Below are 23,012 nucleotides of genomic sequence, written 5' to 3' on the forward strand. Positions count from 1 at the left end.
GGGCCTAGTCCTTTTCTGCCCGGGCGCGATGCAGCACATCCTGCGCGGCCAGCGACAGATCATGCGGGATCAGGTCGCTTTCAGTGCGGTTGCCGATCACCAGATCGCGAAAATGGGTCATCATCGGCGCGTATTGATCGGCGCCAAAGCTGTGAAATGCGGGTTTCAGCGCGTTGCGTTTCTGCGCCATCTTGCGGGCCGCGGGCATCGCGCGCAGCCGGTCGCCCAGGCCGCCGCCCTGCCCCGGCGCACCCAGCGGGGCCATGGGCTGCACCAACAGGCGCTCGGCCCCGACCACGGGCGGCTCTAGCCGCAAAAGCCCCCCGGCGCAGGACACCGAGGCAGAATTATGCATCAGCGCATCCAGCGCGACAGCGATATGCGAGGTGGCCCCGCCCGCGTGCCGCAACATCAGGTCAGCGCCCAGATCGGCCCCGGCCTCGTCGCGGCGCAGGGTTGTGTGAACATCGCTCACGCTACCCAGCAGGCTGATCGCCAGCGACACGCCATAGATACCCCGGTCACGCAGCGCGCCGCCATCAGCCGGGTCAAAGACCGAGCCATAGCCCGCCCGCGTCACAGGATAGCCAAAGGCAAAATCCATGTGCAGCGGCGCACCCAGATCGCCCGATGTCACAACCCGCGCCATCTCGCGCCACGCGGGCAGGGCCAGGCACCACAGGTTTTCCACCAACAGCACGCCCCGGCGGCGGGCCTCGTCCGTCAGGGCGCGCGCGTCGTCGCGGCCAGCGGCCAAAGGCTTTTCGACCAGAACCGGCTGCCTGGCCTCGATCGCGGCGCGGGCGGCGGCGGCATGGGCACCGGTGCGGCCCGCCACATAGATCGCATCGACATCGCTGCGCGCGGCCAGTTCGGCCACATCGCCCAGCGCGGCCTGAATACCGAACCGCGCGGCAAAATCACGGGCACGCGCCTGTTCGCCCGAGGCCACGGCAACCGCCTGAACCCCCGGCACATGCGCCAGCGTCTGCATCATCCGCGCGGCCATCCGGCCGGTGCCGACAATGCCCAACCCCAGGGTTTTAGTCATTGGCCTGCCCCTTGATCTGCTGCGCCCATGGCATCGGTGTCACGGGATCGCAGCGGGTGGTCATCCGTTGCGCCCCGGTATCCTCGCCCGCGTTCTGAATGGCAAGCGTCACCTCGGTGAGGTGCAGCGCCAGGTCGGCACCCACGCGGCTGGGGCGGCCATCTTGCAGGGCGCGGGCCATCTCGGCCGGGCCAAGGGCAAAGTTCATCGCCGCAGCCCCCCAGCGCCCGACCTTGGGGTGGGTGTCGTCGGTCAGCCGCAGCCGCCGCGCGATGGGCGCGGTGATCAGCTTGCGCCGCAGCACGAACCGCTTGCGGAACCCGACCTTGGCGGTGTTGTTCCAGGCCTCGTCCAGCTGCAGCACGCCCTTGTCACCGATGATCTTTAGCCGGTGATCATGCGGCGCCGCGATCGAACAGGTCAGCCGCGCCACCAGACCGCTTTCAAAGAACAGCGTCGCGACTGAGAAATCGGGCGCGGCATCCTCGACCGGCAGCAGGTCAGCCACCACATGGGCCGAGGCCGCCACCACCGTGCGGATCGTGCCGAATGTGGCGATCAGCCAGGTCAGGTAATAGCCTGCGTGTTCCAGCGTGCATCCAACGCGGAATTCATCCTCGGCCGGCCAGGGCGCGCCCGATTCCGACAGCCATTTGCGATAGGGCGCCTGCGGGATGAAATCATCGTCAAGCTCGGCATAGATCAGCCGGGGCCGGCCCAGCACATCGCTGCGCACCGCCGCGGCCACGGTCTGCGCCGCCTCGGACAGATAGCTGCAGGGCGCCGATCCGATCATCAGCCCGCGTTCCTGCGCCAGCGCGCACAGGGCCTTGGCGTCCTCGGTGCGGGTGGCAAGGGGCTTTTCCGAATAGACGTGATGCCCGGCCTCTAGGCAGGCCTTGCTGACCTCGAAATGCGCGCCGGGGTTGGTCAGGTTCAGCACGATCCCGTCAGCGCCAAGCGCGGCCAGCAGATCGTCGCGGGTATCGAACCCCGGCACCTTCCAGTGATCGCAGAACCGGCGCTGCGCATCGGGGCGGGTATCATGCGCGCCGACCAGCCGCAGATCGGGAAAGGTGGCCAGCGACCGCATATACAGGTCGGCCACGAACCCGGTGCCTATGATTGCAATATTCGTCATGGGGCGGTCATATCACTTGAATCTGACGCCGATTGGGCGTGCATAAAGGGGCTGGCGATGTGCCAGGCTTGTCACGGATTATCCGCCGTCCGGGCTGGAAATGGCTGCTGCCCCGACAGGCTGGGGCAATACAAATCGTTGGTCCATTCCTCTTGCGGGATACCCATCTTGTTGAGAACGGATTCGATGATCTCGGCATTGACCAGCACGCCATGGTCGCGTGTTTTCTTGGTCGAGCGGGTATAGGGCTTTTCGGCCGGGGGCTTTTTCCCAAGGAAGGCCGCGATCTTGGCTGCCGCCTGCGGGTCGGAGATAAAGTTCACGATCAAGAGGTCATTCGGGCGATCCTTGAAATACTCCATAACCTCCAGATGATGTCTGTCCCGGTGGCGCACCCAAAGCTCTACCGCCTCGGCGGTAGGGCGCCAATAGTGGTTGTTGGGGTCCAGCAGACCCTCTTCCTGCCGCCCAGTTACGTGCTGAAACCGGCTGTCCAACCATTCCGAAAGATCGCGCGTGTTCAAAACGAATTTCGAGCGCGGATAGGTCTGGTCCAGCCCCTTGAAATCCTCGGGGGGGCCATCCGTGAATGCCCGCCATGAACGGATGATGTCACTACGCGCGGCAGGGCGCCATTGTTCTCCGTGCAAGGTGCGCGGAACGCCCAGGGATGCGAACAAAGTATCAATCGACGACGTGGCGGTCTTGTTCATGCCTATGGCGAAAATCTTGCTATAGGTTCGATCAACGCCGATCTGCGACAAGATGGTCCGGGCGGCTTCGATCCTGCCAGACATGCGTGGGCCGATCAGGGCACTGCGACTGTGCTTTGTCATATAAAGTGAAACCTTTAATTAACCCGTAACAGCCCAAGTTTTGCGAGAGCAAAAGGTCCATTGCAATAGCACAAGGCGGATTTCACGCGGCCAAGGCCCAAAAACATCTTTTGGCGGAAATTTCCACCTGATCCCTTGCCTTGAGGTAAATCCCCGTGGCACCTGTGACGTCAGTCCATCATTTGTGCCGCAGTTATGATTGCAGATCCCCCACGTCCAGGTGCCGAAGTTCCGGTTAGCGTGATCATCGCGGCCCGCAACGAAGAGGCCTATATCGCCGACTGCCTGCGCGCGGTTCTGGCGCAGGATGACGTGCCGGGCGGGGTTGAGGTGATCGTGGCGGCCAATGCCTGCACCGACCGCACCGCCGATGTGGCCCGCAGCCTGGGGCCCGATTTCACCGCCCGAGGCTGGGCCTTGCAGGTGATCGAGGTGCCCACGCCGGGCAAGATCAACGCGCTGAACGCGGGCGATGCCATGGCCACGGGCCGGGTGCTGGTGTTTCTGGATGCCGATGTGCGCTGCGACCCGCCCTTGCTGGCGCAGCTGGCGCAGGCGCTGGATACCGACGCGCCGCGCTATGCCACCGGCACGTTGCAGGTGATGCCCGCGCGCACTTGGGTGACCCGGCAATATGCCAGCCTTTGGACCCGCCTGCCCTTTGTCAAAGGCGGTGCCGTGGGGGCCGGGCTGTTCGCCGTCAACCGCGCCGGGCGGGCGCGCTGGGGTGCGTTTCCCGACATCATCTCTGACGACACCTATGTGCGGATGCAGTTCACCCCGGACGAACGGATCGAGCTGCCCGCCCGCTATCACTGGCCGATGGTCGAGGGGCTGGGCAATCTGATCCGGGTGCGCAAGCGCCAGGATGCCGGCGTGCAAGAGATCCATCACAAATACCCCGACCTGCCCGACCGCGAAGGCAAGGGCCATATCGGCGCCGCCGGTCTGGCCCGGCTTTTCGTCACTGTTCCGGCCGGATTCGTGATTTACGCGCTGGTGCATATCGCGGTGCGGCTGCGTCCGGCGCCGTCCGACTGGACACGGGGGCGCTAAGGATGGAGCATCACATCATCCTCACCCTGGGTCGCAGCGGCAGCAACACGTTGCGCGACATGATGAACCAGAACCCCGAGATCCTGAATTTCGGAGAGGTCTTGGGCGACTGGAACACGATCCGCAAACTGCAAAAGCGCCTGCCACTGATGCCGCGCGGCAATGAGGCCTATCTGGACTGGATCATGTATTCGCCGCGCTTTCGCGCCATGGCCAACTCGGTGCGATCCGCGCGCAAGATGCTGGGCCGCGAGGCCGGTGCCGCGAAACGCCTGGCCGAGGTCAAAACCTTTGGGGTCAAGGATTTCTCGCTGAATTTCCGCCGCTGCGGGTTGCTGGGCTATCTGGATGCGCGGCCCGACATCAAGGTGATCGGCCTGCAACGCGACAACGTGGTCGACCGGATGATTTCGAACGCCATGCTGGGCGCGACCGGAGTGATCGAGGTGCGGCGCGACAGCAGGGCGGGTAAGCGCACGCTGCGGCTTGACCCGGCGCGCATTAGCCAGTTGCTGACCGATATCGAGGACGAAAACGCCGAGCTGCAGGCCATGCTCGACCGCCTGCCCACGGACCGGGTGATGACCATCCGCTATGACGATCTGTTTTCCGATCAGGCCACGCGGCATCAGATCATGTCGGATGTGTTCGGCTTTCTGGGCGTGCGCGACATGCAGACCAACGAGCGGATGAAAAAGATCATCAAGGCCCCGGTGCGCGAGGTGATCGAGAATTTCGACGATTGCCTGAACGCCGTTCGCGGAACGCCGCACTGGGATCTGCTGCGCGCCGCGGCGGGCGAGTGATCACTTGTATTCGATCAACCCGCGACGTTTTCCGGTGAGGCGGCGCAGGTGATATTCCAGCGCGCCCAGCGCCTCGGGGAATTTCGATAGCACCAGGAAAAACGCGCGTTCCATCCCGTGCTGCCGCGCCAGGCGCATGACCTGCACCGGGTAAATCACCAGCCCCAACAGCGCCAGCGGCGTGGCCAGCGCGCCCAGCACGATCAGCGCCGGAATGCCCGCTCCCCAAAACAGCGCGCGGCGGGTTTCGGCCACCCAATGCCGTTCGGGCGGCGCGCCATGCATCGCGGCCCCCTCGGCAAAGGCATGCCCCGCGCGTTTGGCGCGTTTCCACCATTGGCCGAACCGGGTCATCGCGGCGTCGTGCAATGTCATCTCGTGATCCAACCGCCAGACTGTCCAGCCCTTGGCCCGCAGCCGCACGCACAGGTCGGGCTCTTCGCCGGCGATCAGATCGGGGTTGTAACCGCCCACCTGTTGCACCGCCTCGACCCGCATCAAGGCATCGCCGCCACAGGCCTTGGCACGGCCCACGGGCGTATCCCATTCCCAGTCGCACAGCCGGTTGTAAACCGTCGCATCGGGAAAGCGTTCGCGGCGGCGGCCACAGGCCACGGCGGCCTCGGGGGTTTCGATCAGGAACGCGGCGGCGGTTTCCACCCAACCGGGCTGAAGCTCGCAGTCACCATCTATGAACTGCACGAAATCGACCGGCCCACCCGCGATCAGACGATCGAACCCGGCATTGCGGGCGCGGGCGGCGGTAAAGGGCTGAGTCATATCCAGGTTGACGACCTCGGCCCCGGCGTCAGAGGCGGCCTGCACGCTGTTATCGGTCGACCCGGAATCGACATAGACCACGCGGGTGACGATTTCTGGAACGGCGTTCAGGCAGCCGACCAACCGCGCGCCCTCGTTACGGCCGATGATGACCGCGCCTATGCGGATCGGGTCAGCCATCGGTCAGAAACGGATAGCAACGGTCAAGGTCAGCGCGGCCCGGCAGCAGATCGTGCAGGCGCGTGCGGTCTTCGGCAAAGGCCGCGTGCAGCCGCGCCAGCGAGGCCGGGGACAGCTGCGGCCGCTGCTGCATCTGCCGCGATTTCTTGATCCGGTCGCGCAGCCCTTGCGGCACCAGCGCGCGGCGCAGCCCGGCGGCGACGGGGTTGTCGATCAGCAGCCCATGCAGCGGAAAGCGGCGGATGCGCTCGGCCGAGGCATTCATCTGCGCCTGTTCCTCTTGCCACTGCACGGCACCCGTGTGGCCCAGAAAGGCACAGACCTGTTCCAGCGTGGCTTGGGGGTCGGATTTCATGGCCTCAAGGCTGGTGACAAACAGGTTTTCGGCGCCATAGGCATCAATGAATGGCGCGATCTGACGGGCGTAGCAGCCATAGGAAATCAGCTCGGGGTGGGTATCTATGGCGGTGTCGATATCGGTTGTGATCACACCCATCGTCCATTCATGGATGTAATGCGATTCCGCCCGCGTTACCGGGTTGCGCATCATGTAGACCAGCTTGGGCGTGCCCAGTGCAGCCTGCATGCGCGGCAGGGTCTGCGGATAGGTGGGCAGCTTGGTGTAATGGGTGCTGGCCTCGCCGCGAATGTCGCCCGGCGCGGCGGCGTCGAACAGCGCCTGATACCAACCCATCCCGCGCGCATAGACATCGTCGTCCGAGAAAAAGTTCGGCTCTTTCGGGTCGGTCATGAACAGACCCGGCTGCGCGCCGATCTGGGCGGCCAGCGTGCTGGTGCCGCATTTCATCGCGCCGATGATGATGAAATCGGGCAGGGCCATGGCTATCCCTCGACCGCGCGGCGATCGCCCAGCGGCGTCAGCGCGTTTGTCCAGATATCGCGGTGTTCCTTGTCGGGCACCGGCGGCACGCCTTTGCCCAGCAATGCCCGCGTCAGCGCCAGCGCGCGCCCGATGCTCCAGGCGATATTGGCGCGCCAGGGGCCGGTGGGGCCGTAAAGCTGGCGAAACAGGCGTGTGCGCGAGGCGTAGTAATAGGGCGGCAGGCGTTTGCGCGCCTTGGCCAGCGCCTTGACCGGGCCGCTGCCGCCCCGGAAATGCACCGCCACGGCGTCATGCACATAGGCGATGCGCCAGCCCGCGCGATGGGCGCGAAAGCAGTATTCGACGTCTTCGAAATAGAGGAAATAGCCCTCGTCCATCGGGCCTAGCTGTTTCACCATCTCGCCGCGCAGCAGGATGCAGGCAAAGCTGGCCCATTCGATCTGATCGGGCGCGGGCGGCATGGTCAGCGGCACCCGGCGCGCGCCCAGCAGGCGCGAAACAGGGCCGCTTTGGGCCGCGCGGATCAGCTCGCTTGCGGGGCTGTGAAAACGGAAACAGCTGATCTGTTGGCTGCCATCGTCATAGTCGATGCGCGGCGCGAACAGGCCCTTTTCGGGCTGCGCGTCTGCGGCCGAAAGGATGGCGGTGAAAAAGCCCGGCTGCACGATCGCGTCGGAATTGAGCACCAGGTAATAGTCGGCCGAGCGCGCACCGATGCCCTGGTTATGCCCGCCCGAAAAGCCGGTATTGCTGGGCGAACGCACCAGCGTGACCTTATCGCGGTCAGGGCGGGTGTCGATCCAGGCGGCGATCTCGTCGGCAGACCCATCGCCCGAGTTGTTGTCGACGATCACAAGGTGGCCGTCATGGTCGCCCAGATCACGCAGAACCGACTCGGCGCATTGCACGGTCAGCCCGGCGGTGCGGTAATTGATGACCGAGATCACGACACGGTGGTGCGGGGCAGGATCGGAGGGCGATGACACAAGCGATTCCGTCAATAAACACAAGTCACGCCCCCGTTGGGCGCAGGTGGCGCGACTATAGTGACGCCCGGCCAAGTTCGTAAAGCCCTGGGCCGCGTGGGCGAAACAATGCCCGGCAAAGCGCCCCATTGTCGGGCAGAGATAGGGCGCTATGTCACAAAACCGCGCCCTTAGCCGTTCAAGGTTTTGCACCGCAACCAAAAAGGGTAAAACCGTCAGGGACGACCTGCGTTCCAGTTCTTGCCGAGTAACCCCGCCGAAAGGCCCTAGCGACAAACCATGCCCAATACTTTCGCCAACCTTGTTCTGTTCGGCTACCCGCTGGTGGTGATCATCCTGTTTCGCAGGATGTCGCTGCAAAGCGCGCTGATCTGGTCGATCGTCGCGGGCTATCTGTTGCTGCCGATGCGCACCGGGATCGACTTGCCGATGTTCCCGACCATCGACAAGACATTCGTGCCCAGCGTGACCGCGGCGATTGCCTGCATGTTCATCGTTATGTCGCAGCGCACCCCGCTGCGGGCCGCCGCCCAGCCCGCCGAACGCCCGTTCGCCTTTGACCCGCAACGTGGCAAGCTATTGTTCTGGGGGCTGACGATCCTGCTGTTCGCGACTCCGCTGATCACGGTCATGACCAATGGCGACCCGGTCGAGCAGGGCAACAAGTTCATCCGCGGGCTGCGGATGTATGACACGTTCTCGATCATCGGGGCGATGATGGTGACGATGCTGCCGTTCTATCTGGGACGGCGCTTTCTGAACACGGATGACGGCCACCGCCTGTTGCTGCGCGTTCTGGTGCTGGCGGCGCTGGGGTATTCGCTGTTCGTGTTGTGGGAGGTGCGGATGAGCCCCTTCGTCAACAAGCACGTCTACGGCTTCTTTCAGCACTCTATCGCCCAGCACGCCCGTGGCGGCGGCTGGCGGCCCAAGGTGTTTTTGAACCACGGGCTGTGGCTGGGTATCTTCGAATGTATGGCCGTGCTCGCGGCGATGGCGTTGTGGCGGGCGCGCCGCGACAAGGAACCGGCGCTGCGCTGGCTGCTGTTCGGGGCCTATCTGTTCGGGGTTCTGGTGCTGTCAAAAACGCTGGGCGCGTTCCTGCTGGCGGTGATGTTCGCACCGGTCATCCTGTTCATCGGGGTGCGCGGGCAGTTGCTGATCGCGGCGGTGATCGCGGGCACGGTGATGACCTATCCGATGCTGCGCGGTGCCGGGTTGGTGCCGACGAACAAGCTGTATAATTTCGCCGCCTCGATCGATGCGCAGCGCGCGCAATCGCTGCAATACCGGTTCGACAACGAAGAGCTGCTGCTGGAGCGGGCCAACAAGAAACCGCTGGCCGGCTGGGGCAGCTGGGGCCGCCCGCGCGTGTCGAACGAAAAGGGCAACACGATCAGCACTTCGGACGGCTATTGGGTGATCATCATCGGCGTGCATGGCTGGCTGGGCTACATCGCGCAGTTCGCTCTGCTGGGCCTGCCGATGATTCTGATGGCGCTGAACCGGCGCAAGCTGGGGGTGACGATGGAAACCGCGGGCCTAAGCATCGTGCTGGCGGCTGCGATGCTGGACCTGGTGCCCAATGCCACGATCACGTCCGTGACCTGGCTGGTGGCGGGGGCTGTGTTCGGTCGGTATCAAACCGCTGTGGCAGTCGCGCCGGAACCTCTTGTGCGCCCGCGGATGGCCCAGTCACGACAGGCGGCGACCCCTGCCGCGCCAACACCGGCCGCCCCCCGCGACCGGGCGCCATCCACGCCGCCCAAGGTCGTGCACCACCGCCGCCCGCGCCGGGCCGGCCAACACGGATAGGCCCCGCGTGATCACCCCCCCATCTGCCCAGATCGACATTGCCCCGCTGCATTGCCCCGAGGCCCGGCTGATCACCGCGCGGTCTTACCTGATCGACCGGTTCGTGCCCGATAGCGAGATCGTGCTGCTTCCCGCCAAGACGGTTGCGGGCGGGCGGCTCGGCTATCATCGGGGGCCGGTATCGGCCTCGGTCGCGCAGCCCCGCCGTCGCAGCCTGATGCGAATGGGCCAGGTGCCGGTGCAGCAGGTCGACGATGCGCTGCTGATCGACTTTCGGCTGAACGTGCCGCAGAACTGGGCGCATTTCCTGAACAACCACCTGCCGATCCTGTTTCGCATTTGCGATGATGCGGGGCTAAGCCCGGCCGACCTGTGCCTGATCCTGCCCGGCAATACGCCCGGCTATATCGCCAAGGTGGCCGCCCTGTTCGGCCTGCGCATCCTCAGCACCGACGACACCGTGCAGGGTCAGGGCATCAACTTTACGTCGGAGCCATGGACCGGCATCCGCCCCGCGCGCCGCGACTGGGCCACGCTGCCCTGGCCGACCGAGGCACTGACCCGCGCCGATATTCTGGGCGGCACCGATCAGGGCCTGCCGCGCAAGGTGTTCCTGTCGCGCCAGGATACCCGCACCCTTGAAAACGAGGCCGAGGTCGAGGCCCTTTTGGCGCAGCGCGGCTTTACCAAGCTTTACGCCGAGGATCTGACCCCCGCCCAGCAGTTCCGCCTGTTCCAAGAGGCCGAAGAGATCGTCGCCATTCATGGCGCGGGGCTTGCGCCGCTGCTGTATCTGGCGCCCGACGCGCCGCTGAAATGGTTGATCGAGCTGTTTCCCTGCGGCCACATGACCGATGTCTACCGCGTGATGGCGCATCAATGCGGCATTCGCTGGATGGGCGTGCGCGGGCGCATCCGCCCCGAACATGTGGCCCCCGCCTATGAGCTGGGCCAGCCCTTCCTGGCCTATTCGCTGCAACCCTTTCATGCCGATTGTCACGCCATTGCGCAGGCCATCGACATGCTAGAGCAAGAGACCCAATGAAATCGCAAAAGGTATTCTGTATCGGGTTCCAAAAGACCGGCACGTCGTCGCTGGGCCTGGCGCTGGAAAAGCTGGGCTATCGCGTTGCCGGCTATTACCCGTTCCGCGACATGGCCCACCAAGACGGTCTGACCATGGCCGAGGTCGAACAGCGCGCCATCGAGGTGATGCGCGATTTCGACGCCGCGCAGGATACGCCCTGGCCGGTGCTGTATCGCGAACTGGACGCCGCCTTTCCGGGGTCGAAATTCATTCACATCTCGCGCGGCAGCGATGCGTGGCTGAACAGTGCTACGAATGATTTCAACACGTTCCCGAACCAGATTCACAACCTGATCTACGGCTCGCCCTTCCCCATCGGGCACGAGGCAGACTGGCTGGCCCGCTATGACCGCCACAATGCCGAGGTGCGCGCCTATTTCGCCGATCGGCCCGATGATTTCATCTCGCTCGAGCTGGAAAAGGGCGAGGTCAACTGGGACAAAATCTGCGGCTTTCTGGGCGTGCCCGTGCCGAACATCCCCTGGCCCCACGCCAACAAGCGGCAGGTCAAGAAATACAAGCTGATCTGGTGGCGGATGCTGCGGCGGTTGGGGCTTGACCCCTAGACCCCGCCCAGCAGATCCACGTTTCCGCCCGAGGCCGTCGTGTCGATACAGACATGGCGTTCGGCCAGCACATGCGCGGCGTCGGGCCGCCCGGTGATCAGCGGCACGATCGGCCCCTTGCGCGCGGCCAGCGCCTGCACATAGGCCCGCGCCATGGCCGCGTCACCCCACCACAGCACCGCCGAAATGCCCGCCAGCGTGGTCAGGGCCTCGGGGTTCAGCGCGCTGGCGGCCTGGATCGCGGCACCGCCCAGTCGGGCAACCGTGGCAGCCTGATCGGCGGCCGCGTCGGCGCCCGGGCCGAGGCACAGAACCGGCGGGCGCGCCGTCATGGTCAGGCGGTTCGATTCACCGGTCGGGCCGGGCAGGTTCAGGCTGACCGCGGATGGCGGGGCCGAGGCGGGGCCAAGGGTTTTCGGCGGCGCGCTCTGGTCCCATTCCGTGGCGGCCTGCACCGGCGGGTTGGCGCCAAATCGCGGCAGGTAATGCGGCCCGCCCGCCTTGGGGCCGGTGCCTGACAGGCCCTCGCCACCAAAGGGCTGGCTGCCCACGATTGCGCCGATCTGGTTGCGGTTCACATAGATGTTGCCGGCGTGAATGCGGTCGGTCACGTGCTGCACCCGGTCATCAATGCGGGTTTGCAGGCCAAAGGTCAGCCTGTATCCGGTGGCGTTGATGTCGTCGATCACCTGATCCAGCTCATCGGCGGCGAATGTCGCGACATGCAACACGGGGCCAAAGATCTCGCGCCCCAGATCATTGATGCCATCCACCCGGATCATCGCCGGGCCGACAAAGGTGCCGGTGGTGGGCGCCTTGATCTGGTGGATCAAGCGGCCCTCGGCGCGGGCGCGGTCGACATGGGCCTGAATGTCGGCCTGCGCGGTGGCGTCGATCACCGGGCCGCAATCGGTGCTCAGGTTCCACGGGTCGCCCAGGCCCAGTTCCTGCATGGCGCCTTGCAGCATGTGAACGACGTTCTGGGCGATATCCTCTTGCAGATAGAGACACCGCAGCGCCGAGCATCGCTGCCCGGCAGACTGAAACGCGCTTTCGACAATCGCCGTGACGGTCTGTTCGGGCAGGGCGGTTGAATCGACGATCATCGCGTTCAGCCCGCCGGTTTCCGCGATCAGCGGCGCGCCGGGGGCCAGGCCATCGGCCATGGCCGCACGAATACGCAGCGCCGTCGCGGTTGACCCGGTAAAGGCCACGCCCGCCACGCGCGGATCAGAGGTGATTGCCGCACCCACGCGCGTGCCCGGCCCGGGCAGCAGTTGCAGCGCCGTGTCGGGCACCCCGGCGCGATGCATCAGCTGCACCGCCAGATGGGCGATGATCGGAGTCTGGTCGGCCGGTTTCGCCAGCACGCCATTGCCCGCCGCCAACGCCGCCGCGATCTGGCCGGTAAAGATCGCCAGCGGAAAGTTCCACGGGCTGATACAGGTGAACACCCCGGCGGGCGGGGTCTCGGGGGCGTTGGCGGCGTAGTAGCGCAGGAAATCCACCGCCTCGCGCAGTTCGGCCACGGCATCGGCGGGCGATTTGCCGGCCTCGCGCGCCAGAATGGCAAAGATCGGGCCAAAGTTTTCCTCATAGAGATCCGCCGCGCGGTTCAGCACGGCCTGCCGGTCGGCGCGCGGCGCCTGCCACGGACGCGCCGCGGCCAGCGCGGTTTCGACATCCTCGGGGCTGGCATCGGCCACGGTGCCGGGGCTGTCGGCGGGATCAAAGGGGTTGGTGACCGGCTGCGGGTCTAGCGGGCGCGCGGGGCCTGCGATCAGCGGCGCGGCGGCATAGGTTTCACGCCGCAGCGGATCACGCGCGGCATTGATGCGGGCCAGCGTCGGAATATCGGTCAGATCGAACCCGACCGAGTTCTTGCGCTGCGGCATGAACAGGTCGGGGCCCGTCGCAATCGCGGCGGGCGTGACGCCCAGCGCGGCAAAGGGGTCGCCCGCGACCTCTTCGGGCGGAATCTCGTCATTGACGATCTGGTTCACGAAAGAGCTGTTCGCCCCGTTTTCCAACAGGCGTCGCACCAGATAGGCCAAGAGGTCGCGATGCGCGCCGACGGGAGCGTAGATGCGACAGCGCGTGCCCTCGCCGGTCAGAACGATATCGTGCAGCGCCTCGCCCATGCCATGCAGGCGTTGAAATTCAAACGCGGTGGGGTCGGTCGCCATGTCCAGCACGGCGGCGACGGTATGGGCGTTGTGGGTCGCGAGTTGCGGATAGATGCGGTCGGTCATCGCCAGCAGCTTGCGCGCATTGGCGATATAGCTGACATCGGTCGCGGGTTTGGTGGTGAATACCGGGAACCCGGCAACGCCCTTGACCTGGGCGCGCTTGATCTCGGTATCCCAATAGGCGCCCTTGACCAGCCGCACCATGATCTTGCGATCCAGCCGGGTTGTCAGGTCATAGAGGTAATCCAGAACCGCACCGGCGCGCTTGCCATAGGCCTGCACCACCACGCCGAACCCGTTCCAGCCCGCCAGCGCGGGGTTGGCCAGCGTGGCCTCGATCACATCCATCGACAACGACAGGCGGTCGGCCTCTTCGGCGTCGATGTTCAGCCCCATGCCCGCCGCCTTGGCCGCAAGGGCCAGCTCGGTCAGGCGCGGCACCAGCTCGGCCATCACCCGGTCACGATGGGCCAGCTCGTATCGCGGATGCAGCGCCGACAGCTTGACCGAAATGCCGGGATTATCGCGGATATTGTCATGGGTGCAGGCACGGGCGATCGCGGCAATCGCGTCGCTATAGGCGCGGTGATAGCGGGCGGCGTCCTCGGCGGTTTTCGCGGCCTCGCCCAGCATGTCGTAGGAATAGCTATAGCCGCGCTTTTCCATTTTCGCGGCGCGATCCATCGCGGATTTGATGGTTTCGCCCAGCACGAACTGGCGGCCCATTTCTTTCATCGCGCGCGACACGGCGGTGCGGATCACCGGCTCGCCCAGACGTTTCACCGCGCCGCGCAGGGTGCCCACCAGGCCCGGCTGCGGGTCGTCAAGGATCTTGCCGGTCAGCATCAAGGCCCAGGTCGAGGCATTGACCAGCGGCGAGGTCGAATGCCCCATATGCCGGCCCCAGTCAGAGGGCGCGATCTTGTCTTCGATCAGGGCGTCGATGGTTTCGGCGTCGGGCACGCGCAGCAGGGCCTCGGCCAGACACATCAGCGCGATGCCCTCATCGGTCGACAGGCCGTATTCGGCCAGGAACACCTCCATCAAACCCGGATGCGACTGGGCACGGATGCGGCGCACCAGCTCGGCGGCGCGGGCGGTGATCCGGGCGCGGGCCGCGTCATCCAGCGCGGCCTGTTGCACCAGCGCGCCCAACAGCGCGGTTTCGTCGGTATAGGTCTGTGTGTCGATCTGCGAACGCATCATGGGCACCTCGTGTCGTTTCACCCAATATAACCCGCATTTGATGTTCGTTTTTCCCGAGTTGGTGCGATATGATTTCCGAAATGGCTAATTGTCGGACGGGTTTTCATGCAAAACGATCAGCCCCACCTTGACGGATATGACCGCAAGATCCTGGCCGCCCTGACCGAGGACGGGCGAATCTCGATCACCGATCTGGCAGCGCGGATCGGGCTGTCGAAATCGCCCACGCAGGCTCGGCTGAGGCGGCTAGAGGCCGAAGGCGTGATCACCGGCTATCGCGCCTTGGTCGATCCGGTGCGGCTGGGACTGGATCACGTGGCCTTTGTCGAGGTCAAACTAAGCGACACGCGGCAGGCCGCGCTAAGGGCATTCAACGATGCGGTTGCGCGCATTCCCGAGGTGGAACAGGCCCATATGATCGCCGCGCATTTCGACTATCTGCTCAAGGTGCGCACGACCGATATGCGGGCCTATCGCCGGGTGCTGGGCGAACAGATTTCCGCCCTGCCGCATGTGGCGCATTCATCGACCTATGTGGCGATGCAGGCGGTCAAGGATACCGGCTTTGCCGATCTGGGCTAGCGGCGCGCCCGGCGCGGCTTAGGCCCAGATCGCCCAGAATGGCATAAAGCCCCGGCACCACCAGCAGCACCAGAACCGTCGCCGCCAGCAACCCGAACCCGACCGAGATCACCAGCGGTTTCACCGTCTGGGCCTGGGTGCTGGTTTCCAGCAACAGCGGCATCATGCCGGCGATGGTGGTGCTGACCGACACGATGATCGGGCGAAACCGTTCGCGACTGGCCTGACCGGCGGCGCGGGCCAGATCCATGCCCTCGGCGGCGTGGCGCTTGATGACCTCGACCAGCAGGATGGCGTTGTTCACGACAATCCCGGCCAGCGAGGCGGCCCCCATGATCGACGGCATCGAGATATTGTATCCCATCAGCTTGTGCCCCAGCACCACGCCGACCAGCGCCAGCGGGATGGTCAGCATCACGATCACCGGTTCGACATAGCTGCGGAACTGGAACGACAGGATGACATAGATGCCCACAAGACCAATCGCGAAGCCCCGCAGGATCGAGCCCACGGTCTCGGCCGAATTGGCGCTTTGCCCGCCGATCTCGGCGCTGAGGCCGGGGGTGCGGGCGATCAGGTCGGGCAGATAGCCCTTGGCCAGCGCCGACACGATCGCATCGGCATTGCCCACGCGGCCATCGACATCGGCCGACACGGTCAGCGTGCGCCGCCCATCGACATGGGCAACCGAGGCCCAGCCACGCGCGTGGTCCAGCCGCGCCACGGTCGACAACGGCACTGCGGTGCCATCGGCCAGGCGGATCTCGAATTCGGTCAGGTCATCCATGCTGTCACGGTCGGCATCGGCCTGTTGCAGGGTGATCTCAAAGGCCGTGTCGCCGACCTGCACCGTGGTGATGATGCGGCCCAGATAGGCGGTGCCGATCTGCGCGGCGATGTCTTGCGCGGTCAGGCCCAGACCGGTCGCACCGGGGGCCAGGGTCAGGCGCAGCTCTGGCCGGCCGGGGCGCAGGTCGTGCAGGGCGTTATAGACCCCGGCATAGGATTGCGCCTCGGCCAGCAGGGCATCACCGGCGCGGCTTAGGACATCCAGGTCGGGATGAAACAGCCGAATTTCCACCGCCGTGCCCTGTGGGCCAAAGCCCGGCTCGGTCAGGGTGATGGCGATGGCGCCGGGCACCGGGCCGATTTCTTGCCGCCACAGGGTGGTCAGCTGATCCAGCGTGGTGCGGCGCGCGCCGGCGCCCAGCAGATCGGCCGACACCGTGGCCACATGCGGGCCGGTTTCGCCGGCGCTTAGGTTGCGGTTGAACCGGGTCTGCACCGATTGCACCAGTGGCGCGCCGCCGGGCTGATCGGGTGACAGGGTGTCGTTGACGCGGGCCAGCGCGGCCTCGACCTGGGCTGTCACCTGCGCGGTGCGGGCCAGCGGCGTGCCCTGCGGCATCAGGATGCGCGCCTCGATCACGTCGCCGTCGATCTCGGGCAGGGCCTCGCGTTTGACATAGCCGCCGCGCATGACGCCGACGGTGACGATCAGCAACGCGATCACCATCCCGGTGACGAAATAGCGCCGCGCAATCGCCAGATCGGCCAGCCGCCCGACGCCCTGTTCAAGAAAGCGTTCAAACCGCGCGTCAAACCGCTGGCGCAGTTTCGACGGCGGGCGCGAGGCATGGCGCAACCCGTGCGACAGGTGATGCGGCAGGATCAGGAAGGCCTCGATCAGGCTGGCGAAAAGCGCGGCGATCAGCACAATCGGCAGCACCTCGAGCACCGCGCCCAATTCGCCCGACAGGAACGACAGCGGCAGAAAGATCGCGACCGTGGTCAGGAAGGATGACACCACGCCCGGCATCACCTGCAAGGTGCCCGCTATCGCCGCCTGGGCAGGCGAGGCCCCGCGGGCATGGGCGGTGGCGATGGCGTCCGAGATTACGATGGAATCGTCCATCACGATGCCGATCGCCATCAGCAAAGCCACAAGCGTGATCATGTTGATCGACAGGCCGAACAAGGTCATCGCGACAAAGGCACCCAAGAACGCCACGGGCAGGCCCATCGCCGCCCAGATCGCATAGCCGGGGCGGAAAAACAGGCTCATGACCAGCAGCACCAGCACCAGGCCCATCACCCCGTTCTGCACCAGCATGGCCAGACGGTCGCGCACGATGCCGGTCATGTCCTGCACCACCTCGACGCGCAGGCCGGGGGGCATGGTTTCGGCCTCGGCGGCGATGACCTTTTCGACCGTGTCGAACACGGTCAGCGCATCGGCATCCAGCGATTTGTCGATCTGCAGGTAGACCGCGCGCTGGCCGTCCAGAAAGGCCTGTTCCTCGGCCGGGCTATAGGCCTGTTCGATACCGGCAATCTGGCCCAGCGTGATCTCGCTGCCATTGGGGCGCGAGAGGATGACGATATCGGCCAGCTCAGCCAGGGTGCGGCGCTCGGCCACCAGGCGCATGGTGATGTCCTGGCCAGGGGTTTCCAGGCTGCCCAGTGGCCGGTCAAGGCTTTGCGCCTCGATCCGCGCGGCCAGTTGGGCGGCGGTCAGGTTATGCTGGGCCAGAACGGCGCGCGGCACGGTGATCTGCAATTGCCGCGTGCCAAAGCCCGACACCGTGACCCGCGCCACGCCGGGCAGCGCGGCAAGTGTGGTTTCCAAGCCGGCGGCGTAGGTTTCCAGCGCGATCTCGGGCGCGTCCCCCGCAACCGCGACCATCGCGATCATGTCGGTGCGGTGCAGACGGCGCACGGTGGCGGGGTCGGCGTCATCGGGGAAATCGTCGATGGCGCTTAGCTCGGTTCGCAGGTCGTTGACGAACTGCCCGGCATCGCCTTTGGGGGCCATGGTGGCCACGGCGCGGGCGGCATTGTCGCGGGCGGTGCAGGTCAGCTCGTCAAGGTATTCCACAGCCTCGACCGCATCCCAGATCCGGCGACAGATCGCGTCTTCGACCTCTTGCGGAGCGGCCCCGCGATAGATCACCGAGATCTCGGCCTCGGTCGGGCGGAAATCGGGAAAGGTTTCGCGTTTCAGCATCGGCGCGGCCATGATGCCCACCGCCGCAATCAGCACCAGCAGCAGGTTTGCCGCCGTGGGGTGCCGGGTGAACCAGCCGATCATTGCGCGGCCTCAGCCGGGGTGATCAACAGGCCCGGCAGCGCGGGGGTGATGTCGTCGAGGATAACCGCATCGCCCGCGTTCAGCCCCCCGGTGATGATCGCCAGCCCATCCTGCCGCCAACCCACATCGACGCCGCGCAGTTCCAGCCGCCCGTCGGCGTTTCGGATATAGACCTGACCGTTGTGAACGGCGTTCTCGGGAATGGCGATACGATCGCCCAGCGCCGGGCCCGTCAGGGTCACGACCAGATACATGTTTGGCACCAGCGGCAGTTTCACCGGCGGGTTCGCCCCGGCATAGGGGTCTTCAACCGCGATCACCACGGGCACCGACCGCGCCTGCGGGTCCAGCGCGTTTTCCACGCGCAGCACACGGCCCTGCCAGTGCTGGCTGTAATCGCCGGCAAGGGTCAGGCGGGCCTCGATCCGATCCAGCGTTGCGGTCAGATCGGTGGCGTTCAGACCCGTGCCGCCGCTGGCCGCGCCGATCAGGCGGGCCAGGCCCTCGACCGGGATATGGGCCGTGGCCTCGATCCGGGCCAATCCATCGCCCGAGACCAGCCGCTGCCCGGCGGGCACGAACTGGTATTCCTGCACGCCAACGGGGCCGACGCGCAGGTCAAAGGGCGCGATGATCGCGGTTTTCGACAGGTCATGCTGCGCCGTTTGCTGCGCAGCATTGGCGCGGGCAAGCCGGGCCTCAAGCGCGGCCTGACGCACCGGGATCAGGCCCAGCGTGTTGGTCAGCTCTTGCACCGTGCGGCGCAGTTGCAGGGTCGCGCGTTCCTGTTCATCCAGCCGCGATTGCGACGCGGTGCCCTGCGCCACCAGATCACGGGCGCGGGTCAGGTCGGACTCGGCCAGATCTAGACGGCGCTGTTCGATCTCCAGAATGCTGCGGGTGTTTTGCTCTTCGGTGGCCAGCTGCTGCGCCTCGGCGCTTAGCGCGGCGATATCAGCCTGAACCTGCGCCAGGTTGGCCTGATAGCGCGTGGGGTCGATGGTCAGCACCTGCGTGCCGGCACCGATCAGGTTGCCGGTTTCCAGATCGGGATGGCGATAGGTGATGGTGCCGGCCACCTCGGCCACGGCATCCCATTGCTGGGCCGGGCGGGCCTCGGCAAAGCCATGCACGACCGGGCGGATCGGGGTGGGCGTAACCACGCTGACGCGGGCGGTAACCTGCCGCTCGGCATGTTCGACGCGGGCGGGCGGCCCGGCGCGCGAGACCAGAATGGCGGCGATGGCCACGCCGACGACCAGCGGCGGTACGATCCACAAGGCGCGTTTTCGGGTCATCGCAGATTTCCTTTTGCGAACAGCGACAGCTGTATGTCGATCAAACGGCGGCCCTCGGCCACCAGGTCAAATCCGTGCCCTGTCAGCGTCCAGCGCAGCACGGTACCCTGGATCAGCCCCATCAACAGATCGGCGCAATCCTGATCGCTGGCGGGCTGGCTCACCTGCCCCTCGGCACGGACCGCACCCAGTTCGGCCACCAACAGCACCCGCAAATCGCGCATCACCGCCAGATGGACCGGGCGGATATCCTTTTCGGCCTCGACCCGGCCCGAGGTGAACAAAAGCGTCGGAATGGCGGGAAACTCGGTGATCAGCGTCAACTGCGCCGCAAGCACCGCGCGAATGCGGTCAAGCGGCGTGGTGGCACCGGCAAGGGCCTCGTCCCACGAGCCGCGGGCGCGCTTGCGGATCTCGTTCAAGACCGCGGCCCAGATGGCATTCTTGGTGGGATAGTGACGAAAAATGGCGGCCTGGGTCAGGCCGACCTGGCGCGCAATCACCGTGGTCGACAGGGATTCGACAGGCGTGGTCGGCAGCAGATCAAGCACCGCCTGCACGATCTGTTGCTGTCGTTCCTCGGCCGTTTTTCGGGTGCGAGTCATGGGATGCGCCTTTAGTTAGTGATAACTCACTAACATAATTTCAGGCATCTCACAATTTGGCCGGGGGGCGACAGGTTGCCGCCCCCCGGATCAGGGCTTAGCGGCCCATCGTGTAGAATTCGGGGTTGGCGCGCATGTTGGTCACGTTGGCCATGCGGTTCGACAGGCCAAAGAAGGCGGTGATACCTGCGATATCCCAGGCGTCCTCGGCATCCAGCCCGTGGGCCGCGAGGGTTTCGAAATCGGCATCCGTGACCTCATAGGCGTGATGAGACACTTTGACCGCGAAATCCAGCATCGCCTTTTGGCGCGGCGTGATGTCGGCCTTGCGATAGTTCACCGCCACCTGGTCGGCGACCAGCGGGTTCTTGGCCCGCACGCGCAGAATGGCGCCATGCGAGATCACGCAATACTGGCACTGGTTCAGGTTCGAAGTCGTGACGATGATCATCTCGCGATCGGCATGGGTCAGGTTGCCCGGCTTGTCCATCAGCGCATCATGATAGGCAAAGAACGCGCGGAATTCGTCGGGGCGGTGCGCCAGGACGAGAAAGACATTGGGGATGAACCCCGCCTTTTCCTGCACGGCCTCCAGCCGGGTGCGAATGTCTTCGGGCATCTCCGACAGGGCCGGCACGGGAAAGCGGCTGATAGGTGCCTGGTCTGCTTGGGTCATTGGTTGTCTCCGGGTTGTGACGGCTGCGCCGCCAGATTTTCAGGACGAGGGGTTTCGGTCTTGCCGGGCGCCGATCATGGCGAAAAATCCTTCGGCAAAAATTTCAAGCGGTTCGGGCTGGCGTTCCAGCTTGGCGCGCAGAACGGCGCCTTCCCATCCGATCCAGAACAGCGCGGCCAGGCGGTCGCAATCATGGTGCGGGGCGATCTCGCCCGTATCCTGCGCAGCCCGCAGACAGTCGGCGGTCAACGCCTGCCAGGTGTCGAACACACCGGTCAGCTGGCCGCGCAAAACCTCGGGCAAGGTGCCCATCTCCTGGCCCAGATTACCCACCAGACAGCCGCGCCGATACTGATAGCGCGCCATGCCATGCATGGCCTCGGCCACAAAAGCGCGCATCCGGTTCAGCGGGGTCAGGCTGTCATCGGTGAACCAGCGGGTCAGCATGATGACGAAGTACTCCGAGTAGCGGTCGATCAGCTCTGAGCCAAAGGCCGTCTTGCTGTCGAAATAGTGGTAGAAAGACCCCTTTGGCACCTCGGCCAGGCGCAGGATCTCGTCGATCCCGACTGCCGAGAAGCCCTTTTCCGTCAGCACGGCCAGACCGGCATTCACCAGACGCTCCATCGTTGCACGATGCTGGGCCTCGTCTTTGGGCGGGCGACCACGGCCGCGTTTGGGGGGGCGATTCTCTGTCATTCCGAATTAATAGACCGATCGTCTATTAAAATCAAGAACAGACCACGGGGCCTGCCAAACCGCGGGTTTTCGCTTGGGTTTCAGGGGTCAGACGTTGCATGCAAGCCGCAAAGCCACGCGCCAGGGTGCAACGCAGCAACTGATTGCGCCTTGCGCGTTTCAAACCTACGGTTTAAAGGATCGCCGTGCGACGGCCAGTCAGCAAGACCGGCCCCGCGAGAGAGGAATGCCGCTGTAGCTCAGCTGGTAGAGCACGTCATTCGTAAGTAGCGGGTCCATCCGCGATTGACGTTTGAGACCAGTGAGTTAGAGAAGTCGCGCAGTAGCTAGTAGGGCCATAGTAGGGCCGCGGAAAGAGAAGAATGCCGGTGTAGCTCAGCTGGTAGAGCACGTCATTCGTAATGATGGGGTCGTAGGTTCGAGTCCTATCACCGGCACCATTCTTCTCCACCACCTCCGAAAATTTAGCACTGGAATCAACACCTTCGGCAAGCCTGCAAGGTGACGTTTGCGCTTTCGATTATCAGACATCCGGGTTAGGCTGCGCGTAGGATTGGCAGAAAGAGCCAGTCTCGGGGCGTAGTAACCCCACCGCAAGCGGTCGGTGTCGGCCGAAATGACACCTTGCCGAACGTTCGGACGAAAAGACTGCGCTGGCCTATGTCATGATCCAAGAAGATGTGCGCCGGTCGCTGCGCGCGTCCTCGACAGCAGAGTTTCCGGATCGCTTCGGTACTGGAACGCGGAACATGGGAAATTGCATCTATCAGGTTGTCGGTCACTTCGATGCCCAAAATGGTTTCGGCGCGATGATACGCGGTACATTCACCGGCACGACCAAGTACTTCCCCGAGCGTGGAAGTTGGCGGACGCTGACGTTGGATGTGCAAGGGTAAGCCCAAAATGCACCACCACACGTCCTTAGGCGTCCGCCTGTGGGCAGTGCTGCCCTTTGGGCACCCCCACCCCCGCAGGTTGCCCAGTAAGCACCCCGCATAGCTTCAATGTAGCGTTGCACCTGCTGATTGATGTTGCCAGGATCTAAGTTGAAGGGGGCTATAGCTGAGAGTTGATGATGGCCCCTGAAGATCGGCATATCATGGTGTTGTGCGGGCGCTGCAATTCTCGCAGAGAAAGGGATATGCCACACGACGAGGACTACCATCACGACTTTACCCGATCCACATAGATTTTCATCTGGTACGCCGCAGTCAAGAATTGGATAGCAAATATCCGACATTTCACCCACCGAAGCTTGAGCCATTCGCTCTTGGCTTCAATGCCTTCTCGCATGACCTATCAGTCAGTGATGCCCTGATGTAGTCGCAGTTAGGGTAAGTGGGGGCGGAACTATTAGTAGAGCACAATTTGTTTATGTCGATTATAGACCAAACTACTGTTTTTGTTGCAGAAAATTCCGCACAAGCATCGGTAAATGGTAAATATCGGCTGACACCACTTGTTTCAGGGTGCAAGCCGCAGTGCTGCTACCTGGGGCAGGAGGTAGTAGAGCCTATT

General features: G+C 64.6%; 19 protein-coding genes and 1 tRNA gene. 8 read left to right on the forward strand and 12 right to left on the reverse strand.

Going from position 1 to position 23,012, the window contains the following annotated elements; genetic code table 11:
• Window positions 1-4: 4 nt before the first annotated feature.
• The 3 genes from OE856_RS07480 to OE856_RS07490 all read right to left on the reverse strand — a co-directional run bounded on the left by OE856_RS07480 (window position 5) and on the right by OE856_RS07490 (window position 2,989).
• Window positions 5-1,051, reverse strand: a complete 1,047-nt coding sequence (locus OE856_RS07480; protein ID WP_263715453.1) for a Gfo/Idh/MocA family protein — start codon at window positions 1,049-1,051, stop codon at window positions 5-7.
• A complete protein-coding gene (locus tag OE856_RS07485; RefSeq protein ID WP_263715454.1) occupies window positions 1,044-2,192 on the reverse strand; it encodes a Gfo/Idh/MocA family oxidoreductase in 1,149 nt (382 codons plus the stop codon). The genes OE856_RS07480 and OE856_RS07485 overlap by 8 nt, the downstream gene beginning before the upstream one ends.
• Window positions 2,193-2,263: 71 nt before the next feature.
• The gene (locus OE856_RS07490) at window positions 2,264-2,989 is read right to left on the reverse strand and encodes a sulfotransferase (RefSeq protein WP_263715455.1); all 726 of its coding nucleotides are present in this window, start codon (window positions 2,987-2,989) and stop codon (window positions 2,264-2,266) included.
• A 279-nt stretch (window positions 2,990-3,268) separates the two neighbouring features.
• Here OE856_RS07490 and OE856_RS07495 point away from each other — a divergent pair, with 279 nt between their 5' ends.
• Both OE856_RS07495 and OE856_RS07500 read left to right on the forward strand, forming a co-directional pair.
• Window positions 3,269-4,084 carry a glycosyltransferase gene (locus tag OE856_RS07495; protein ID WP_318527629.1) on the forward strand — a complete coding sequence of 272 codons (816 nt, stop codon included), beginning with the start codon at window positions 3,269-3,271 and terminating at the stop codon, window positions 4,082-4,084.
• A gap of 2 nt (window positions 4,085-4,086) precedes the next feature.
• Complete coding sequence (locus tag OE856_RS07500; protein ID WP_263715457.1) at window positions 4,087-4,890, forward strand: sulfotransferase; 804 nt, start codon at window positions 4,087-4,089, stop codon at window positions 4,888-4,890.
• On the opposite strand, the gene OE856_RS07505 is transcribed toward OE856_RS07500, so the two are convergent.
• Genes OE856_RS07505 through OE856_RS07515 form a run of 3 tightly spaced genes read right to left on the reverse strand, consistent with a single transcriptional unit; the run spans window position 4,891 to window position 7,680 of the window.
• Complete coding sequence (locus OE856_RS07505) at window positions 4,891-5,850, reverse strand: glycosyltransferase (protein ID WP_263715458.1); 960 nt, start codon at window positions 5,848-5,850, stop codon at window positions 4,891-4,893.
• On the reverse strand, window positions 5,843-6,691 hold the full coding sequence (locus OE856_RS07510; protein ID WP_263715459.1) for a sulfotransferase family protein: 849 nt from the start codon (window positions 6,689-6,691) through the stop codon (window positions 5,843-5,845). Before OE856_RS07510 ends, OE856_RS07505 begins: the two co-directional genes overlap by 8 nt.
• Window positions 6,692-6,693: 2 nt before the next feature.
• Window positions 6,694-7,680, reverse strand: a complete 987-nt coding sequence (locus OE856_RS07515; protein WP_263715460.1) for a glycosyltransferase family 2 protein — start codon at window positions 7,678-7,680, stop codon at window positions 6,694-6,696.
• Window positions 7,681-7,959: 279 nt separating this feature from the next.
• On the opposite strand from OE856_RS07515, the gene OE856_RS07520 reads away from it, so the two are divergent.
• From OE856_RS07520 to OE856_RS07530, 3 genes are read left to right on the forward strand one after another with little or no spacing between them, the layout of a single operon-like run.
• On the forward strand, window positions 7,960-9,495 hold the full coding sequence (locus OE856_RS07520) for a hypothetical protein (RefSeq protein WP_263715461.1): 1,536 nt from the start codon (window positions 7,960-7,962) through the stop codon (window positions 9,493-9,495).
• A gap of 7 nt (window positions 9,496-9,502) precedes the next feature.
• On the forward strand, window positions 9,503-10,540 hold the full coding sequence (locus OE856_RS07525; RefSeq protein WP_263715462.1) for a glycosyltransferase family 61 protein: 1,038 nt from the start codon (window positions 9,503-9,505) through the stop codon (window positions 10,538-10,540).
• Window positions 10,537-11,148 carry a sulfotransferase family protein gene (locus OE856_RS07530; RefSeq protein ID WP_263715463.1) on the forward strand — a complete coding sequence of 204 codons (612 nt, stop codon included), beginning with the start codon at window positions 10,537-10,539 and terminating at the stop codon, window positions 11,146-11,148. Before OE856_RS07525 ends, OE856_RS07530 begins: the two co-directional genes overlap by 4 nt.
• Here the strand turns inward: OE856_RS07530 and putA are convergent.
• The gene (gene putA / locus OE856_RS07535; protein WP_263715464.1) at window positions 11,145-14,543 is read right to left on the reverse strand and encodes a bifunctional proline dehydrogenase/L-glutamate gamma-semialdehyde dehydrogenase PutA; all 3,399 of its coding nucleotides are present in this window, start codon (window positions 14,541-14,543) and stop codon (window positions 11,145-11,147) included. The two genes, OE856_RS07530 and putA, sit on opposite strands and share 4 nt — an antisense overlap.
• Window positions 14,544-14,648: 105 nt before the next feature.
• Here putA and OE856_RS07540 point away from each other — a divergent pair, with 105 nt between their 5' ends.
• The gene (locus OE856_RS07540) at window positions 14,649-15,125 is read left to right on the forward strand and encodes an Lrp/AsnC family transcriptional regulator (RefSeq protein WP_263715465.1); all 477 of its coding nucleotides are present in this window, start codon (window positions 14,649-14,651) and stop codon (window positions 15,123-15,125) included.
• Here OE856_RS07540 and OE856_RS07545 read toward each other — a convergent pair.
• From OE856_RS07545 to OE856_RS07565, 5 genes are all read right to left on the reverse strand, one after another.
• Complete coding sequence (locus tag OE856_RS07545; protein WP_263715466.1) at window positions 15,094-18,216, reverse strand: efflux RND transporter permease subunit; 3,123 nt, start codon at window positions 18,214-18,216, stop codon at window positions 15,094-15,096. The genes OE856_RS07540 and OE856_RS07545 overlap by 32 nt on opposite strands.
• Window positions 18,213-19,514 carry an efflux RND transporter periplasmic adaptor subunit gene (locus OE856_RS07550; protein ID WP_263715467.1) on the reverse strand — a complete coding sequence of 434 codons (1,302 nt, stop codon included), beginning with the start codon at window positions 19,512-19,514 and terminating at the stop codon, window positions 18,213-18,215. The genes OE856_RS07545 and OE856_RS07550 overlap by 4 nt, the downstream gene beginning before the upstream one ends.
• Window positions 19,511-20,119, reverse strand: coding sequence for a TetR/AcrR family transcriptional regulator (locus OE856_RS07555; RefSeq protein WP_263715468.1), 609 nt, complete (start codon window positions 20,117-20,119; stop codon window positions 19,511-19,513). Before OE856_RS07555 ends, OE856_RS07550 begins: the two co-directional genes overlap by 4 nt.
• Before the next feature lie 97 nt (window positions 20,120-20,216).
• Window positions 20,217-20,795 (reverse strand): peroxidase-related enzyme, encoded by a 579-nt coding sequence (locus OE856_RS07560; protein ID WP_263715469.1) that lies wholly within the window; start codon window positions 20,793-20,795, stop codon window positions 20,217-20,219.
• A gap of 39 nt (window positions 20,796-20,834) precedes the next feature.
• On the reverse strand, window positions 20,835-21,494 hold the full coding sequence (locus OE856_RS07565; protein WP_263715470.1) for a TetR/AcrR family transcriptional regulator: 660 nt from the start codon (window positions 21,492-21,494) through the stop codon (window positions 20,835-20,837).
• Between the two features lie 364 nt (window positions 21,495-21,858).
• On the opposite strand from OE856_RS07565, the gene OE856_RS07570 reads away from it, so the two are divergent.
• Both OE856_RS07570 and OE856_RS07575 read left to right on the forward strand, forming a co-directional pair.
• A tRNA-Thr gene (locus OE856_RS07570) sits at window positions 21,859-21,934 on the forward strand.
• Between the two features lie 225 nt (window positions 21,935-22,159).
• On the forward strand, window positions 22,160-22,390 hold the full coding sequence (locus OE856_RS07575; protein ID WP_263715471.1) for a hypothetical protein: 231 nt from the start codon (window positions 22,160-22,162) through the stop codon (window positions 22,388-22,390).
• Window positions 22,391-23,012: the final 622 nt, after the last annotated feature.

The sequence above is a fragment of the Actibacterium sp. XHP0104 genome, from assembly GCF_025751515.1.
Lineage (GTDB): Bacteria > Pseudomonadota > Alphaproteobacteria > Rhodobacterales > Rhodobacteraceae > Actibacterium_D.